The organism is Amorphus orientalis (assembly GCF_030814015.1).
Lineage (GTDB): Bacteria > Pseudomonadota > Alphaproteobacteria > Rhizobiales > Amorphaceae > Amorphus > Amorphus orientalis.
On record NZ_JAUSUL010000001.1, the window covers coordinates 632,017 to 649,009 of the forward strand.

Sequence of the window (16,993 nt, forward strand, 5' to 3'; positions counted from 1 at the left end):
TCTGCCTATCGTTTCAGGATGACCGGGGTGTCGGGAGCGACCCACAGCCCGACCCGGTCGCCGGGGGCGGGCTCGCCGGTCTGCGGGAGCATGATCGTGGCCTCGAAGCCCTGATCGACCGCGTGACGCACCTTGGCCTGGTGATGGGTGCCGAGGAAGGACACGCTCTCCACGATTGCTTCGCCCAGCGCCTGCCGTCCATCGTCGCCGGACGCGGTGAGGAAGTGTTCGGGACGGATCGAGAGGGTGACGCGGTCACCGGCGGAGAAGGCGGTTTCGCTCGCCACCGTCAGTTCGCCGGCCTGGGTGGCGACCGTCACCGACCCGTCCGCGCTGGCCATCACGGCGCCGTCGAGGAAGCAGCTGAGCCCCATGAAGTCGGCGGCGAAGCGCGACTGCGGCCTGAGATAGATGCGCTCCGGCCGTCCCTCGTCCTCGATCGCTCCCTTGTTCATGACCACGATCCTGTCGGCGATGGCCATCGCCTCCTCCTGGTCGTGGGTGACGTGGACGAAGGTGGTGCCGACCTCGCGCTGGATGCGCTTCAGCTCTTCCTGCATCTGCCGGCGGAGCTTCATGTCGAGCGCTCCCAAGGGTTCGTCCAGGAGGAGAACGGCGGGGTCGACGGCGAGCGAGCGGGCGAGCGCCACGCGCTGGCGCTGGCCGCCGGAAAGCTCATGGGGCTTCTTGTGGCCCTGGCCGCCGAGCCCGACCAGGGCCAGCATCTCTTCCGCGCGGGCGTTGCGCTCCGAAGTGCCCACGCCGCGCATGCGGAGGCCGAAGCCGACATTGTTGGTGAGCGTCATGTGCGGAAACAGGGCGTAGTCCTGGAACACCGTCGTGGTCGGCCGCTTGGCCGGCGGTACGGTCGTCATGTCGGTGCCGCCGATCAGGACGTCGCCGGTCTGGGGGATCAGAAAGCCGCCGATGATCGACAGAAGGGTGGTCTTGCCGGACCCGGACGGCCCGAGCAGGACCGCGAACTCGCCATCGGCGATGGACAGGCTGACGTCATCAAGCGCGGTGAAGGCGCCGAACTTTTGCGTGACGTGCACGATCTCGATGCCGGCACTTTTCATGAAGGTCTCCTGCGCCTGAGCACGAAGAGTTCGAGCAGCAGGACGAGCCCGACCGAGATGCCGAAGACGAGGCTGCCGGCAGCGTTCGTCTTCGGGTTCAGGCCCGATCGCAGCATGTTCCAGATCTCGACGGGCAGCGTGACGTCGAAGCGGGTGAGCAGGAACGAGATGATGAACTCGTCCCAGGAAAAGGTCATCGACAGGAAGAAGCTCGCGAACAGCGCCGGCCACATCATCGGCACGGTGACGAGGGTCAGCACCTGCCATTCGCGGGCGCCGAGGTCGCGCGCCGCCCGCTCCACGTTGGCCTGATGGTCGCCCATCTGGGAGTAGAGGATCGCGAAGCACAGCGGCATGTTGATCGCCACGTGGCCGATGCCGGCCGCCAGCAGCGATTTGGGAAAGCCGATCTGGTTGAAGGTGATCAGGAGGCCCATGCCGATGATCAGGTAGGAGACGGTCAGCGGCGCCATGATCAGCGCCTTCTGGAAGCCGGCGCCCGGCAGCCGGAAGCGGGCGAGCGAGAAGGCGGCCAGGAAGCCCAGCGTCACCGCGACGGTGGAGGAGATCACGGCCACCACGACGGAATTGACCAGCGCGGCGGTCAGGTAGCGGTCGGCGAAGAGCTCGCCGTACCAGCGCAGCGAGAAGCCCTTGAAGGGCGGAATCGGAAAGCGCCCGTCCTGGAAGGAAAACAGGACCAGCACGATCACCGGCAGGAAGATGAAGCCGTAGATCACCGCCGCGTAGAGGATGGCGGCGACGGTGCCGGCCCGGTTGCGGGTTGCGCCGCGCATCAGCTCCGCTCCAGTTTCAGCCAGCGGGCGCAGGCGATGTAGACGACGGTGACCACGACCATCAGCAGGATGGCGAGGGCCGACGCCGTCGGGAAATCGGCGCGCCGGTCGATCTGCAGCATGATGAGCTGGGGCATGACGAGGTCGGAGTTCCCGCCCAAGATCTGGGGGGTGATGTAGTCCCCGATGCACAGGACGAAGGTCAGGAACGCGCCGACCATGATGCCGGGAAGGGTCAGCGGCAGGATCACGTACCAGAAGGTGCGGATCGGACCGGCGCCGAGATCGGCGGCGGCCCGGGCATAGTTCTTCGGCAGCTGCATCAGGTTGGCGAAGATCGTGAGCGTCAGCAGCATGACGAAGAAGTGGACGAAGCCGATGACGGTGGCGGTGCGGGTGTTGGCCAGCCGCAGCGGCTCATCGATGAGACCGGTCGCCTGGAGCGCCTGATTGACCACGCCGTTGCTGGCGAGCACCAGAACCCAGGCGTAGGAGCGGACCACGTAGGAGGTCCAGAACGGCAGGATCGCGCAGATCAGCGCCAGGCGCTGCCAGCGCGGCGGCACCTTCTCCGCCAGGATCCAGGCAAGCGGATAGGCCAGCAGCACCGAGAGGACGGTGACCAGAAAGGTGACCTCGAGCGAGTTGACCATCGCTTCGAAGAAGTGGCCGCGCGCGAAGAACTTCGCATAATTGGCGAAACTCCAGCTCGCGACCAGGTCCGTGCCGACGCGTTCCCACAGCGAGACGATCGCCATCACCACGAAGGGAACGCAGAAGAAGGCGACCGTCCACGCGAGCGCGGGCGCGACGAAGCCGAAGGGCCTCAGGTCGGCTGAGCCGCGTCTGTGGACGGTCGCCATGGGTGGTGGTCCTCGCCGGCCGGATCAGTGCTGCAGGAATTCCGCCCAGACGTCCTGCATCTTGGCGTCGAGCTCGGCGTCGGGAGCGGGATAGAGCTGCACGTTCTGCAGATACTCGCCCTGATCGTCCCAGCGCAGCGCCTTCTTCTGCTGCTCGCTGAGGTGATCGCCCGCGGCCTCGTTGGCCGGCATCGCCCAGTAGCAGGACGAGGTGGCGAGCTTGGCCTGGGCTTCCGGCGACAGGATGTACTTCACGAACTCGGTGGCCAGATCCTTGCGCTCGGAATCGGCGAAGACGCCGATCGACTGGGACCACATCACGCCGCCCTGTTCCGGCAGGATCCACTCCAGGTCCGGGTTCTCGGCGGAGAGGCCCGCCGTGACCCACTCGCCGCCGCCGACCAGAACGTCGACCTCGCCGGTCGCAAGCGCCGTCTGGGAGGCGACGACGCCGCCGACGAGCGCTGCGTTATCCTTCAGCTTGAACAGCGCGTCGCGGATATCCGGAAGATCGGCCTCGCTGAGATCGGCCGTCTTCTTGCCGAGGCCCATCGCCACCATGCCCATGACAGGCAGGTAGTAGTCGTAGACGGCAAGCTTGCCTTCGAGATCGCCGTCGGACCAGAGATTGGTCATGTCGGCCATGACCGACGGGTCGACTTCCGCCTGGTTGAAGGAGACGGTGTTGTAGCCGAATTTCTCGGTGACGGCGTAGCGCTTGCCGTCGAGCACCTGCTGGCTGTCGAGGGCGACCTCGGGGAAGATGCTGTCCGGCGCAATGTCTGCCGGCAGTTCGCCCAGGATGCCGGCCTCGACGACACGGGGCACGTCGATGCCGTCGACGACGAGCACGTCCCAGTCGCCGGGCTGGGACTGCTCGATGAGGGAAAGCGCCGTGCCCGTGCCCTCGTATTCCTTCAGGTTCACACGGACGTTGTGCTCTTCCTCGAAGGGCTGGATCAGCTCGCGGTCGGTGTGGTCGCACCAGACCAGGGCGTTGAGCTGGTCCTGGGCCTGGGCCTGGCCGGCGACGAGCGCGACGGCGGACACGCCGAGGGCGAGAAGGCTGGTTCGCATGGCTGTCTTCATGTCGGTTTCCTTGGTCTCTGGTTGGGTGTTCGATCCGCCGGTTCGCTCCAGCGGTATCTGTTGAATGAACGGATCAGTAGCGAACGCCCGGCAGGACGCAGAGCATCTCGTAGAGCAGGTTCGCCGCGATCAGCGCCGTGTTGCCTGAGGGATCATAGGGCGGCGAGACCTCGACCAGATCGCAGCCCACGAGATTCAGGCCGCGGCAGCCGCGCACGATCTCCAGCGCCTGCCACGTCGAGAGACCGCCGACCTCCACGGTCCCGGTGCCGGGCGCGAAGGCGGGGTCGAGGCTGTCGATGTCGTAGGTGAGGTAGACCGGCCGGTCCGGGCCCATCCGCTCGCGGACGGTCTCCATCACCGGCGCCATCGACTTGTACCAGCACTCCTCGGCCTGGATGACCGTGAACCCCTTGTCGCGCGCCCAGTCGAAGTCCTCGGGGCTGTAGCCCGTCCCGCGCAGGCCAATCTGGAAGGTGTTCTGAGCGTCCAGGCAGCCATCTTCGAAAGCGCGGCGGAAGGGGGTGCCGTGAGCGATCTTCTCGCCGAACATCTCGTCGCTGGTGTCGGCGTGGGCGTCGATGTGGATGAGGGCGACGGGGCCGTGCTTCTTCGAGACCGCCTTCAGGATCGGATAGGTCAGCGTGTGGTCGCCGCCGAGCGTCAGCGGGACGCAGTCATGGGCGAGGATCGCGTGATAGTCCTCCTCGATCAGGGCGACCGACTTCTTCAGGTCGAAGGTGTTGAGGGCGACGTCGCCGATGTCGGCGACCTGGAGGCTGTCGAACGGCTTCGCCCCGGTGCCCATGTTGAACGGCCGCAGCATGCGGCTCTCGTCGCGGATCTGGCGCGGGCCCATCCGGGTGCCCGACCGGTTGGAGGTGCCGATGTCGAGCGGAATGCCGACGAAGCAGGCGTCGAGCCCTTCCGCGGTGGGTTGGCTCGGAAGGCGCATCATCGTGACCGGACCGCCGAAGCGGGGCATCTCGTTGCCGCCGAGCGGCTGATTGAACGATTGCGCGGTCACGCGTGCCTCCCTTTTCCGCATGCTGCCATTGAAGGCATGCGGCGCAGCTTAGGAGATTGCGAAAGGTTGATAAAATAAGGCACAGTCAAACGTCAGTTTGACGATTGCAAAGGTATCGCCAGATGCGGCTCGCCGGTTCCGATCTCCGCCTCCTCCAGGTCTTCGACGCGGTGGTGCGCAATGGCGGATTCTCCGCTGCGGAAGCCGAGCTCAACATCGCGTCCTCCACGATCTCCAACCACATGACGGCGCTGGAGCAGCGGCTCGGCATCAAGCTGTGCCAGCGCGGCCGGGTCGGCTTCGCGCTGACGGAAAAGGGCCGCCGGGTGCACGAGGCCGTGCGCCGGCTGTTTCGCGGGATCGCGGATTTCGAGACGGACACCGATGCGCTCAGGGGACGGCTCACGGGCGAGCTCAAGGTGGCGCTGGTCGACAGCGTGGCGGGCGACCCGAACTGCCGGCTGACCGACGCCATCCGCGCCTTCAAGACGCTGGCGCCGGACGTGTCGCTGTCGCTTGTGCAGGAGCGGCCCCAGGAGCTGCAGGCGCGGGTCCACGACGGCACCTACCATTGCGGGATCGGCTCGTTCCCGCACACGATCTCCGGCCTCGACCGCACGCCGCTCTATGACGAGCGCCACGAGCTGTATGTCGGCGTCGGGCATCCGCTGTTTGAGGTGCCGGAGGACGAGCTGAACTCGGCGATGCTGCGCCGGCACGCCATGGTGCGCCGGGCCTACTGGCGCGAACAGGATCACAAGCGCTTCAATCTCGGACCGGTCGAGGCGACGGTGCACCAGATCGAGCCGCAGCTGATGCTGGTGCTTTCCGGCCGGTTCGTCGGCTTTCTGCCTGAGCACGTGGCGGCGCCCTATGTCGCGGACGGGGAGCTGCGTCCGATCCTCGGCGAGGAGATCAACTATGTCTGCGGCTTCGAGTTTTTGAGCCGGCAGGGCCACCGGATCACCCAGGTGCTGCAGGAATTCCGGCGCTGCTGCATCGCGGCGCACGAGAGCATTTCCCGTTCAGATTGACGCAATCTGAACGAAAAGGAATTGCTCAACCTATTGAACCGGGAGCCATTTCTCATCGATCAGGTGTCTCCACCTGATCGGAAAAGGCTCCAGTCGACGGCGGTGGAGCCCGCGTTCAGCGCCTGACCGACGGCCCGATCAGGCCGGCCAGCCTTCCCGGAAGGCGTCGGTGAAGATCAGCATGGTCGGGCCGTCGCGCCGGGACGACTCGAGAAGATCGTCGGTGAAGGTCTCCACCGACGGCTTCACCACCTGCCAGCCGGAGGCGGCTGCAATCGTCGCCAGATCGGGCGTGACGATATCGACACCGATCGGCCGGATGTTGCGGGCCTGCATGTAGGACTTGATCTCGCCGTAGCCGTCATTGTCGTGGAGGAGCAGGATCACCGGCGCTCCGGCTTCCACCGCGCTGGCGAGTTCGCCCAGACAGAACTGCAGACCGCCGTCGCCGGAGAGCGCAATCACCGGCCTGTCGTCGGCCAACTTCGCGCCGATGGCGGAGGGAAGTCCGTAGCCGAGGGTCCCGTAGCCGGTCGCGGAATTGAAGTAGCTCGCCGGCCGGTCCATGGCGAAGGCGGCGTTGCCGGAATAGACGAGCTGGGTGGAATCGCCCGCAATCCGCGCGTCCGGCAGGGTCTCGCGCACGGCGGCCAGGATCGAGAGATCCCGGCGCGCCATCTCCGGAAGCTCCGCCGCGCCGGCGTTGGCCCGGGCCGCACGGTCGGCACCGTCGGTGCGGCCCGTCGGACCGAGACGCTCCAGAAGCCCGTCCACGGCCAGCGCCGCGTCGCCGACGAGGCCGAGCGCCGGTGCGATCCAGCGGGTGATCTGGAGCGGATCCAGGTCGATGCGGATCAGGGTGCCGGGAAGCGCGAAGCCGCCGTCCTCGAACATGTCGTAGTCGGTCGGCCCGAGTTCGGTTCCGACCGCCAGAACCACGTCGGCGTCGGCAATCAGCGACCGGGTCGCCGGATAGGTGGCCGACAGCGACACGCCAAGTGGATGGCCGGAGGGCACCAGGCCACGTCCGTTCGTTGTCATGATCACGGGGGCGTCGAGGCGCTCGGCCAGCTCGCCGATGCGGGCGTCGCGGGCGCCGCCGCCGGCGAGAATGACCGGGGCGCGGGCGCCGGCGAGAAGGTCGGCCGCCCGGTCGAGAGCGGCGGGGTTCGGAGCCGGGCGGGCAAGCCGCATCGGCGCGGCGGGCTCGGCGTCGGCGACCTCGGCCAGGAGAACGTCGATCGGGATCTCGATATGGACCGGCCGGGGGCGCGCGCTGTCGAAGACGGCGAAGGCCTGGGCCAGCGCCGGCGCCAGTTCGCCGGTGGTGTGGAGGGTCCGGCTGAACGCGGCGACGCCGTCCACGAGCCCGCTCTGGTTTGGAAGTTCGTGCAGCCAGCCGTCGCCGCTGCCCATGCGGCCGTGCTCGTTGACGGTGGAGATGACCAGCATAGGAACGGAATCGCCGTAGGCCTGGCCCATGGCGGTCACGATATTGGTCATGCCCGGCCCGGAAATGATGAAGCACACGCCCGGCTTCCCGCTGGCGCGCGCATATCCGTCGGCCATGAAGCCGGCGCCCTGCTCGTGGCGCGGGGTGATATGGCGGATGCCGCTGTCGGTGAGGCCCCGGTAGAGCTCCACTGTGTGGATGCCGGGGATGCCGAACACGATCTCGACGCCGTAGCTCTTGAGCAGCCGCGGAAGCACGGCGCCCAGGGACACGGAAAGCTGCATCAGGAGTTGGCCTTCCTGCGGGTGAGTTGCCAGGCCGTCCGGGCCAGGATCACGAGGGTGACGATGGCGATCAGGATCACCGAGATCGCGGCAATCGTGGGGTCGACGTTGTCGCGCAGGCCCATCCACATCCGCCGCGGCAGGGTGATGGCGTCGACGGAGGTGATGAACAGGGTCACGCCGATCTCGTCCCAGGACAGGACGAAACACAGGAAGAAGGCGCCGAGAATCCCGAACCGGATGTTCGGCAGGATGACCTGGAAAATGCGCCGGGAAAGCGAGGCACCCATGGACTTGGCGGCGAGATCGATCCGCCGGTCGACCTGGGAGAGCGCCACCGTCAGCACGACGACGGCATAGGGCGAGATCATCACCGCATGGGCGATGGCGACGCCGATCCAGGTGTCGTAGCCGATCGGGCCGTAGATCTGGGAGAGCCAGTTCAGGAAGAAATAGAGGGTGAGGGCGGACACCACCGGCGGGGCGACCATCGGCAGGATGGCGATGCCCATGAGAAGCCGCGACCAGGCCGGCCTCAGCAGCCAGATGCCGAGCGTAAAACAGAGTCCGAGCCCGGTGGCCAGCGCGCTGGCCAGAAGCCCGACCCGGAAGGAGATCAGGATGCTGTCGAGCCAGGCCGGATCTTCTATCAGGTTGCGGTAGTGGCGCAGCGACCAGGCTTCCTCGGGGATGCTGAGATAGCGCTTCGGGGTGAAGCTCACCGGCACCACGGCGAGGAGCGGCATCAGCAGGAATACGGCGACGAGGGCCGCCAGCGCGATCATGACGGGGCCGGGGCGGGAGACCTTCACGGATTCACTCCCTTGCCGAGCCGCATCATGAAGGCCAGCAGGAAGCCGACGGTCGCCATCAGGAGCACGCTGATGGCGGCGGCCAGCCCCCAGTCCGGCACCTGGAAGATGCGGAGATAGACGAGCTCGGCCACCATGACGCTGCGGCCGCCGCCGAGCAGCGCCGGGGTTATGTAGAAGCCGATGCCGAACACGAAGACCAGCAGCGCGGCGCCGGCGATGCCGTTCCAGGTCATCGGCACGAAGAGCTGCCAGAAGATCCGGATGCGGGAGGCGCCCATGCCGCGGGCAGCCATCAGCACGCGTTCGTCGACATTGCGCATGGCGGTCGCCAGCGGAAACACGGCGAGCGGCACCAGGAAATGCACCATGCCGACGATGACGCCGAATTCGTTGCGCACCATGGTGAGCGGGTCGGACAGGATGGCGAGCTGTTCGAGCCAGGTGTTGATCAGACCCCGGTTGGACAGGAGCGCCAGCCAGCCGAAGGCGCGCGTCAGCACCGAGATCCAGAACGGGATCATGATGCACAGCTCGATCACGACCCGGGTGGTGGGACCGCCGCGCACCCAGAGATAGGTGACGATGTAGGCGAACAGGGTGGAAAGGACGGTGACGATCACGCAGATGCGCAGCGTCCGCCACATCACGCTGAGAACCAGCGGATCCGTCAGGGCCACTTCGTACTGACCGAGCCCCGGGGTCGGGGTCGTCACGCTGAGGCTCATCACGCCCAGAAAGGGCACGATGTAGGCCGCGGCCAGGAACAGCAGAAGCGGCGAGAACAGGATCAGGCGGGCGCGCATCCGGACGGCTTTCAAGCGGGCTCCCGGCCGCAAGCGGCGGCCGGGAGCGATCCCCTGTCTGTTACGCGGAGATGATCTTCAGATACGCGTCGAGCGCGGAGCTGTAGTTTTCCTCGTACCAGCTCATGTCGAGCGGGATCTGCTTCTTGAAGTTCTCCGGGGCGACCGGGTTGAACCGCGCCTGGTCGGCGGGGATCAGGTCGTCGGCGGCCGGATTGGCCGGGCCGTTGCCGAGAAGCTCGAACAGCACCACCTGGCGCTCCGGGATCTGCGCGGAGGCGATGTACTCCATGGCGGGCTTCGGGCCGGCCGGATTGTTCTTCAACACGCCCGAGGAGCCGGGCGACAGGATGCCCTGGTCCCAGGTGAAGTCGATCTCGCCGTCGGTGTCCTGAACCAGCAGGCGGGCGCGCGTGGACCAGATCAGCGCCATCGAGGCGTCGCCGTTCAGCATCACCGACTGGCTTTCCGCACCGCCGCCCCAGAAGGAGACGACGTTGTCCTTGAAGTCGGCGATCTTCTTGTTGGCGCGCTCGATGTCGAGCGGATAGAGGTCCTCCGGCTTGACGCCGTCGGCGAGAAGGGCGGCTTCCCACATGCCAACGCCCCACTTGTACATCGACCGCTTGCCCGGGAATTTCTCCACGTCGAAGAAGTCGGCCATGGAGGTCGGCGGGGTGTCGTACTTGGTCGCGTCATAGGCGAGGATATAGGAGAAGAAGTAGCTGGACGCGGCATAGTCCCAGACGAAGCCTTCGCGCATCTTCGACTGGTCGACGATCGAGTAGTCGATCGGCTCCATGTAGCCCTTCTTGCCGAGGGCCTGGCCCACGAACGGATCGCAGTCGACGAGGTCCCAGCGCGGGTTGCCGCTCTGGGCCTGGGCGGTGATGGCGCCCTCGGTCGGGCCCGAGCCGTCGTACTTGACCTGGATGCCGGTCGCTTCGGTGAACTTCTTGCCGAAGGCCTCCTGCATGGCGTCGATGGCGTCGCCGCCCCAGTTCACGAAGACCAGGTCCTTGTCGGCGGCCGACGCGGTCGTGGCGCGCAGGCCGAGGGCGGAGGTGCCGAGCAGCAGGCCGAGGCCCTGGGCGAACCGGCGCCGGGAGATTTCGCCTTTCTCGAGCTTCTGCAGAAGGATGTCGGCGCAATCGCGCTGGAAGGGTGAGGTCATGATTTTTTGTCCCCGTCTCTGGTTGGTGATCGAAGGCTTTGGCCGAAGCCGTCAAAGAAGGAAGCTGTTCTCCGCTTTCCAGCTGGCCCACAGCTCAGCGCCGGTGGCCGCGTCCGGCGGCAGGGCGGCGGTGGGCACGTGCAGGATCAGTGGCGTGCCGCCCGGCGTCTCCAGGGTGAGGCGCGTCTCTGCGCCGAGATAGGTCATGTCGGTGACCCTGCCGCAGATGCTGTTGCGGTCGTCGAGCGGCGCGGTCGCGACGGTCATGTATTCCGGACGGATCGCGATGTGGCCGCTCTTACGGTCCGTCGGCTCGGCCAGCTTGAGGGTGCGTCCCTCGGTTCGGGCATCGGCGCCGTCGAACTCGGCGTCCAGGATGTTGATGTCGCCCAGGAACTCGGCCACGAACCGGTTTTCGGGCCGCTCGTATACCTCGCGGGGCGGACCGAGCTGCTGCAGCCGGCCGCGCTCGAAGATGGCGATCCGGCTCGACAGCGCGAGCGCCTCGGACTGGTCGTGGGTCACGAACACGAAGGTGGTGCCGGTCTCCCGGTGGATCCGGCGCATCTCGTCCTGCATCTGCTCGCGCAGATTCTTGTCCAGCGCGGAAAACGGTTCGTCCAGCAGCAGAACCGACGGCTCGTAGGCGAGCGCCCGCGCCAGCGCCACGCGCTGCTGCTGACCGCCCGAGAGCGCGGACGGCTTCTTGTGGCCGTGGCCGCCGAGCCCGGTCATCTCGATCATCTGCGCGACGCGGCGCTTGATCGTCTGCGGATCGCGCTTCTGCACCTTCAGCGGGAAGGCGATGTTCTCCTCCACGGTCATGTGGGGGAACAGGGCATAGCCCTGGAAGACCATACCGAAGCCGCGCTTTTCGGCGGGCGTGGCGGTCATGTCGGCGCCGTCGAGGAGCAGCCGGCCGGAGGTCACGTGCTCGAAGCCGGACAGGAGCATCAGGAACGTGGTCTTGCCCGATCCGGACGGGCCCAGCAGGGTGAGGAAGTCGCCGCGGCCGACGGTGAGCGAGACGTCTTCGAGCGCGGCGAAGCCTCCGAATTTCTTTCCGATCTTCTGAGCTTCGATTTCCGCAGCCTGTGTCACCGCCCACCCTGTACTTGATGCATCCGCTTACTGGTCACGCGCAGACGTCAGCCTAGGAAGAGACCGCGCCTCAGGACAAACGAAAGTTTTTCCCCGCTTCTGCAAACGAGATTTCCCATTCAGGAAATCGGATTTCTCGTTGCCGCGTTCGTGGGCGTGCTCATGCTCAATCCACGAGCATCTCGGCGCGCAGCCAGGCATGGAAGGCGGCGACGGCCGGATGGCTCTCTTTTTCGCGGGGAATCGCGAGATAGTAGGCCTTGGTCGACTGCACCGTGAGGTCGAACGGGCTCACGAGCTGCCCTTTCTCCATGGCGTCACCGCATATGAATTCATCACCCATGGAAATGCCCTGGGAGGCATAGGTGGCGGCATAGACCAGGTTCATGTCGGAGAATTTTATTCCCGAATGGGCGTGGCTCTGGGGCAGACCGGCGCGCCGGAACCATTGCTGCCAGTCGTCCTCGTCGGCCAGGTGGAGGAGGGTGGCGCCGAGCAGGCTCTTCGGTGTCGGGAACCCGTCGAACCGGTTCAGGTAGGCGGGGCTGCACAGCGGCGTGAAGCTGACCTGCTGGAGGAGCTCGAGGGTCATGTCGGCGCGGCCCTCGTCGTGGCCGAAAATCACGAAGAGGTCGGCGTTCGGGTTGCCGGTGTCGTCTAGGCGGCGCGGGGTGACGATCGACAGCGACACGTCCGGATGCTGGGCGAGGAAGCCGGTCACTTTCGGGCACAGCCAGGAGGAGGCGAAGCCGGCCGGGCTGCTGATGGTCAGGGTTCCGGAAACGCCCTCCGCCGCGTTCTGGGAAGCGGAGCTGGCGATCATCGACAGCGCGCGACGGACGTCGTCGGCGTATTTGCGCCCCTTCTCCGTCAGTTCCACCCGGGTGCCGACCCTGTTGAGAAGGGGGAATCCCAGCTCGCGCTCCAGAAGGCGGAGCTGGTGGCTGACCGCGCTCCGCGTCAGGCTGAGCTCGTCGGCCGCCTGCCAGACGGTGCCGTGGCGGTCGAAGCTTTCCAGCGCGCGCAGCGCCTGGGTGGATGGGACACGCGCCACGCCGCATCGGCCTCCGTTGGCAGGTGGGATCGTCGATCCGGGCGAGTATTGGAAAATTGGATTTGCCATTCAAGGGAAAAGGTTTCACTTGGTCGCGGCCGGGCAGGCTGGCTTACTGACCGAATAGTCCATCGAAGGCGCGCCCTGGCGACGTGCGCCTGTCCGGTGCCCTGACCAGTTGTTTTCCGCGTGGAGCGAGATTTGGGATCGTGGTCCATCACTTCGGCCAAGACGTCGGCGCTGGCGATCGTGGACGATCTGGGCCCGGATCTGTCGGAAGCGTGCGCGACCATCTTCGATTTCGGCGAGACGGCCTGGCGGGAGTACCGCTCCGCCGACTGGTACGTGGACCGTCTGCGTCGGGAAGGCTTCGAGGTCGAGGAAGGCTCCGGCGGCATGCCGACGGCCTTCTGCGCCCGCTGGTCGAACGGCGCCGGCCCGATGGTGGGCCTCTACGGCGAGTATGACGGCATTCCCGGCAACTGTCAGGCAGCAGAGCCGGTACGGCGGCCGCGGCCGGGGCTCGGCTTTCAGGCGGGCGGTCACACCGATCCCCATTCCGGGCTCGGGATCGCCGCGCTGGGCGGCCTGATCGCGACCAAGCGCGCCATGGAGCGCCACGGCATCGCCGGCGGGCTGCAGTTCACCGGCGAGCCGGCGGAGAAGGTTCGCGGATCGAAGCCGATCCACGCCGCGAAGGGCTACTATGACGGCCTTTGCGCGATGCTGTCCTTCCATCCCTTCTACATGCAGCCGCTGTGCAACACGGTGCGCTGGGACACCCATTGCGGCGCCGCCTACGCGATGATCTACCGCTTCGTCTGCGATCAGCCGGAAAGCTGGGGGCAGAGCGACGGGGCGCCGATCCCGCAGTCCCATTCGGATGTGCGCGCGCCCGGCGCCAACGACGCGCTCGCCATGATGTACATGAGCTCCAAGGTGCTGAGGGACTCCATACTGCCGCACCGGGGCGGCTGGTCGATCTCCGAGGCGATCCTGACCGCGGGCGAGGCCACGGCCGACAACCAGCCGGCGGGCCTCGCCGAGATCCAGTACATGATCCGCGTGCCCACCATCGAGATGGCCGAGGCGGCGACAAAGGCGCTCGACCGCAACGCGGAAGCCGCGGCGGCGATGAGCGGCTGCCGGGTGGAGCGGCACTGGGTGTCGAAGTCGCGGCCGGGTCTCGCCAACCATGCGATGGCGCGCCTCGTCTGGGACGCGATGCAGCACGTCGGGCCGCCGCAGTTCGGGGCGCCGGCGCAAGAAGTTGCACGCTCGGTCCAGCGCGAACTCGGCCTGGAGCCGATGGACGACCCGTTCATTCCCGAACTCTCCCGGCTGATCGAGCCGGAAGAGGCCGAACGCCTTCTGCGCCGGGATCTGCCGCCCTCCCAGACCCATTCGACCTCCGACGACTACACCGACATGAGCTGGCACGCGCCGACGGCGCGCTTCTATGTGGGACGTCCCGCGCTGAAGGCGCCCGAGGGCTTCGCCTATCCGGCGTGGGTGATGAACGCGCTCGGCGGGATTCCGGCGACGATCGATCCCATGGTCGCCTGTGCGGCGCGGATCCTGACGCTGTCGGCGTTGGAGCTTCTGGAAAACCCGGACGCCCGCGAGGCCGCGCGGACCGAGTTCGAGGAGCGCACCGGCGGCGGCATCGGCGGCAGCCGCTGGACCGCGCCGCTGTGCGACTACGCGCCGCCGATCCACTTCCGCTGGCCCGAATATGTGACAACCCCCCGAGGGCACGACTGGTGGATCCCAGCCGCGCCCGACGGCCTTTGATCAGGAGGCTCGATCGATGAACATTCAGACGACGCGCGAACCCTTCAGCCTGCAGCGCCGCAACAAGGCAGGCGGCACCGCGCCGCTGTCCTACTGGGGCTTCGCCAACGAGACCGACAAGCTGACCGACGTCCTGCTCGGTTCGCCGGCCTATCTGAGGCACCTGGCGACCAGCTCGCTGTCGCGCAAATATCTGCGCGAGAACCCGTGCAACATCCAGGTCGCCCAGGCCCAGCACGCGGAACTGGTCGCGGCATACGAGCACTTCGGCGTGAAGGTGCACATGGCCGGTCCCGAACCGGAGCTGCCGATGCAGGTCTACACCCGGGATTCCTCGGTGATGACGCCCTATGGCGCGATCATCACGGCCATGTCCCAGTGGTGGCGGCGCGGCGAGAACTACGCCGCGATCCGCATGTATGAGAGCCTCGGCATCCCGATCTACGACATGGTGACGGCGGGCACCTTCGAAGGCGGCGATTTCGCCGTGATCGAGGACGGCTGCGTGCTGATAGGCTGCGGCGGCGCCCGCACCCAGGAAGAAGGCGCCGTGCAGGTCCGCGACTGGTTCGCGGCGGAAGGCTGGGAGACCCGGCTCGCCTTCTTCGACGAGTACTACGTTCACATCGACCTGATGGTCGTGCCGATCGCGGAGAAGCTCACCGCCGTCTGCGAGACCTGTACCGATCCGGCGATCGTGAGCTGGCTCAAGGACAAGGGCCACGAGATCATCGACGTGCCGTTCCGGGACACGATGGACCTCGGCTGCAACCTGATGTCGCTCGGCGATTCCAAGATCGTCGCGCCGAAATCCTCCGTCACGCTGGTGGAGAAACTGAAGGCGCTCGGCTTCGAGGTGGCCGCGGTCGACACGGCGGAAATCTCCAAGACCGGCGGCGGCATCCACTGCATGGCCCAGGCGCTGCGCCGGGAGAAATGAGCCTCATCGCGGAGCTTCGGGAGGCTCTCGGCGACACGGGCTGCCTGACCGGTTCGGCGATCGGCGAGGCGGTGCGCTCCGATGCGAGCGGAACCGGCCGCCATCTCCCGAAGGCCTTACTACGACCGGCGAGCGTGGCGGAGGTCTCCGCCGCGCTGGCGATCTGCCACCGCCACGGCCAGCCGGTGGTGCCCCAGGGCGGGATGACCGGCCTTGCCGGCGGCGCCAATCCCGGGACAGGCGACGTCGTGCTGTCGCTCGACCGGTTCGCCGGGGTGGAGGAGATCGACGCACGAGGCGGCACCATGACGGTGCGGGCCGGCACGGTGCTGGAGACGGCCCAGCGGGCGGCGGCGGACGCCGGGCTGTTGTTGCCCATCGATCTCGGCGCGCGCGGGTCCTGCCGGATCGGCGGGGTGATCGCCACCAATGCCGGCGGCCTGCGGGTGATCCGCTACGGCACCACCCGCGATAACGTGCTGGGCCTGGAGATGGTGCTCGCCGACGGGACCGTGCTTTCGCATCTGAACCGGGCCGTGAAGGACAACACCGGTTACGATCTGAGGGGGCTGTTCATCGGGTCGGAGGGCACGCTCGGCGTCGTCACCCGGGCCGTCCTGCGCCTCAGGCCGCGTCCGGCCGCGATGGAAACGGCGCTGTGCGCGCTGCCGGATTTCGACGCCGTGCTGGCGCTTCTGGAGCGGGCCCGGGCCGGAGGTGTGGTCTCTGCGTTCGAGGCGATGTGGGCGGATTATTTCGCGCTCAACGAACGCCTCGCCGGTGCGTCGCTGTTTGCCGAGACACCGCCCTTCGTCGTGCTGATGGAGATGGAGGGCGCGCTCGAGCCGGTTCTGGAGGCGGCGTTCGCCGACGGTGTCGTGACCGATGCGCTGCTGGCCCAGTCGGAGCGGGAGGTGCAGGCCTTCTGGGACGTGCGCGAAGGCCACGCCATGGACGCGGCGCTGCCGGGTCTCCTCAATTTCGACGTCAGCGTCGCAGCCGGCGACATGGAGCCGTTCGCGCGGGATTGCGCGTCCGCGGTCAGGACGCTGCGGCCGGACGCGTTCGTGTCCTTCTTCGGTCATGTGGGCGACGGCAATCTGCACATCGCCGTCCATCTGCCCGACGCGGGCGAGACCGAGGTCCACGAAGTGGATGCCATCGTCTATGGCCACGTCCGTGCGCTTGGCGGGTCGGTGTCCGCGGAACACGGCATCGGTACCCTGAAGCGCGACTGGCTGGGCCACTCCAGGAGCGACGCCGAGCTTGCCGCCATGCGCGCCATCAAGGCCGCCCTCGATCCGGCCGGGATCATGAACCCCGGCAAGGTGATTTAGCCTCGTCACGGAACACCGAGGCTGACCCGCCCCCGCAGGAGATCTGCAAATCCGGTCGAAACTGTCGAGGAGTTGCGATCGGGCGAGACGGGCGTCGTCGTTCCCGCGGACAACAAAAAAGCCCGGAAAACCGGGCTTCTTTGGATCATTTCGGACTGTGATATACAGGGAAATGGTGCCAGGAGAGGCATCGCATCGATCGTCTAAATATTTGTATAAATTGATATATTTTTTTGGAATTGGGGGAAGGTACCAAGAAAAATACCAACAATCCCGGCCGCTGGCTCCTTCCCTTTGATCCCATTCCGCGTTCGGCTGGATGCGACGAAACGCCCGCATTCTATGCGAG

15 protein-coding genes are annotated in these 16,993 nt (G+C 66.7%); 4 read left to right on the forward strand and 11 right to left on the reverse strand.

Translation table 11 applies throughout. The features are described 5' to 3' along the window. Positions 1-5: 5 nt before the first annotated feature. The 5 genes from J2S73_RS21625 to speB form a co-directional block, all read right to left on the reverse strand. Positions 6-1,079, reverse strand: coding sequence for an ABC transporter ATP-binding protein (locus tag J2S73_RS21625; RefSeq protein ID WP_370874381.1), 1,074 nt, complete (start codon positions 1,077-1,079; stop codon positions 6-8). After that, the gene (locus J2S73_RS02830; RefSeq protein ID WP_306883903.1) at positions 1,076-1,876 is read right to left on the reverse strand and encodes an ABC transporter permease; all 801 of its coding nucleotides are present in this window, start codon (positions 1,874-1,876) and stop codon (positions 1,076-1,078) included. The genes J2S73_RS21625 and J2S73_RS02830 overlap by 4 nt, the downstream gene beginning before the upstream one ends. Next, a complete protein-coding gene (locus tag J2S73_RS02835; protein ID WP_306883904.1) occupies positions 1,876-2,739 on the reverse strand; it encodes an ABC transporter permease in 864 nt (287 codons plus the stop codon). Before J2S73_RS02835 ends, J2S73_RS02830 begins: the two co-directional genes overlap by 1 nt. Positions 2,740-2,763: 24 nt before the next feature. After that, positions 2,764-3,828, reverse strand: coding sequence for an ABC transporter substrate-binding protein (locus J2S73_RS02840; protein WP_306883905.1), 1,065 nt, complete (start codon positions 3,826-3,828; stop codon positions 2,764-2,766). A gap of 73 nt (positions 3,829-3,901) precedes the next feature. After that, positions 3,902-4,813, reverse strand: a complete 912-nt coding sequence (gene speB / locus J2S73_RS02845; RefSeq protein ID WP_306884932.1) for an agmatinase — start codon at positions 4,811-4,813, stop codon at positions 3,902-3,904. Positions 4,814-4,977: 164 nt separating this feature from the next. Here speB and J2S73_RS02850 point away from each other — a divergent pair, with 164 nt between their 5' ends. After that, positions 4,978-5,889: a LysR family transcriptional regulator gene (locus tag J2S73_RS02850; RefSeq protein WP_306883906.1), complete on the forward strand. Its 912-nt coding sequence runs from the start codon at positions 4,978-4,980 to the stop codon at positions 5,887-5,889. A 138-nt stretch (positions 5,890-6,027) separates the two neighbouring features. On the opposite strand, the gene J2S73_RS02855 is transcribed toward J2S73_RS02850, so the two are convergent. The 6 genes from J2S73_RS02855 to J2S73_RS02880 all read right to left on the reverse strand — a co-directional run bounded on the left by J2S73_RS02855 (position 6,028) and on the right by J2S73_RS02880 (position 12,573). After that, on the reverse strand, positions 6,028-7,626 hold the full coding sequence (locus J2S73_RS02855; protein WP_306883907.1) for a 5-guanidino-2-oxopentanoate decarboxylase: 1,599 nt from the start codon (positions 7,624-7,626) through the stop codon (positions 6,028-6,030). Next, entirely contained in the window at positions 7,626-8,438 is an 813-nt protein-coding gene (locus J2S73_RS02860) for an ABC transporter permease (RefSeq protein ID WP_306883908.1), read from the reverse strand. Before J2S73_RS02860 ends, J2S73_RS02855 begins: the two co-directional genes overlap by 1 nt. Further along, positions 8,435-9,244, reverse strand: coding sequence for an ABC transporter permease (locus J2S73_RS02865; protein WP_306884933.1), 810 nt, complete (start codon positions 9,242-9,244; stop codon positions 8,435-8,437). The genes J2S73_RS02860 and J2S73_RS02865 overlap by 4 nt, the downstream gene beginning before the upstream one ends. Positions 9,245-9,305: 61 nt before the next feature. After that, on the reverse strand, positions 9,306-10,418 hold the full coding sequence (locus J2S73_RS02870) for an ABC transporter substrate-binding protein (RefSeq protein ID WP_306883909.1): 1,113 nt from the start codon (positions 10,416-10,418) through the stop codon (positions 9,306-9,308). 51 nt (positions 10,419-10,469) lie between these two features. Continuing rightward, positions 10,470-11,519, reverse strand: coding sequence for an ABC transporter ATP-binding protein (locus J2S73_RS02875; protein WP_306883910.1), 1,050 nt, complete (start codon positions 11,517-11,519; stop codon positions 10,470-10,472). Between the two features lie 166 nt (positions 11,520-11,685). Continuing rightward, on the reverse strand, positions 11,686-12,573 hold the full coding sequence (locus tag J2S73_RS02880; protein ID WP_306883911.1) for a LysR substrate-binding domain-containing protein: 888 nt from the start codon (positions 12,571-12,573) through the stop codon (positions 11,686-11,688). A 201-nt stretch (positions 12,574-12,774) separates the two neighbouring features. Here J2S73_RS02880 and J2S73_RS02885 point away from each other — a divergent pair, with 201 nt between their 5' ends. From J2S73_RS02885 to J2S73_RS02895, 3 genes are read left to right on the forward strand one after another with little or no spacing between them, the layout of a single operon-like run. Then, positions 12,775-14,367, forward strand: coding sequence for a zinc-binding metallopeptidase family protein (locus tag J2S73_RS02885; RefSeq protein WP_306883912.1), 1,593 nt, complete (start codon positions 12,775-12,777; stop codon positions 14,365-14,367). A gap of 16 nt (positions 14,368-14,383) precedes the next feature. Beyond that, the gene (locus tag J2S73_RS02890; RefSeq protein WP_306883913.1) at positions 14,384-15,307 is read left to right on the forward strand and encodes a dimethylarginine dimethylaminohydrolase family protein; all 924 of its coding nucleotides are present in this window, start codon (positions 14,384-14,386) and stop codon (positions 15,305-15,307) included. Next, complete coding sequence (locus J2S73_RS02895; RefSeq protein ID WP_306883914.1) at positions 15,304-16,644, forward strand: FAD-binding oxidoreductase; 1,341 nt, start codon at positions 15,304-15,306, stop codon at positions 16,642-16,644. The genes J2S73_RS02890 and J2S73_RS02895 overlap by 4 nt, the downstream gene beginning before the upstream one ends. Positions 16,645-16,993: the final 349 nt, after the last annotated feature.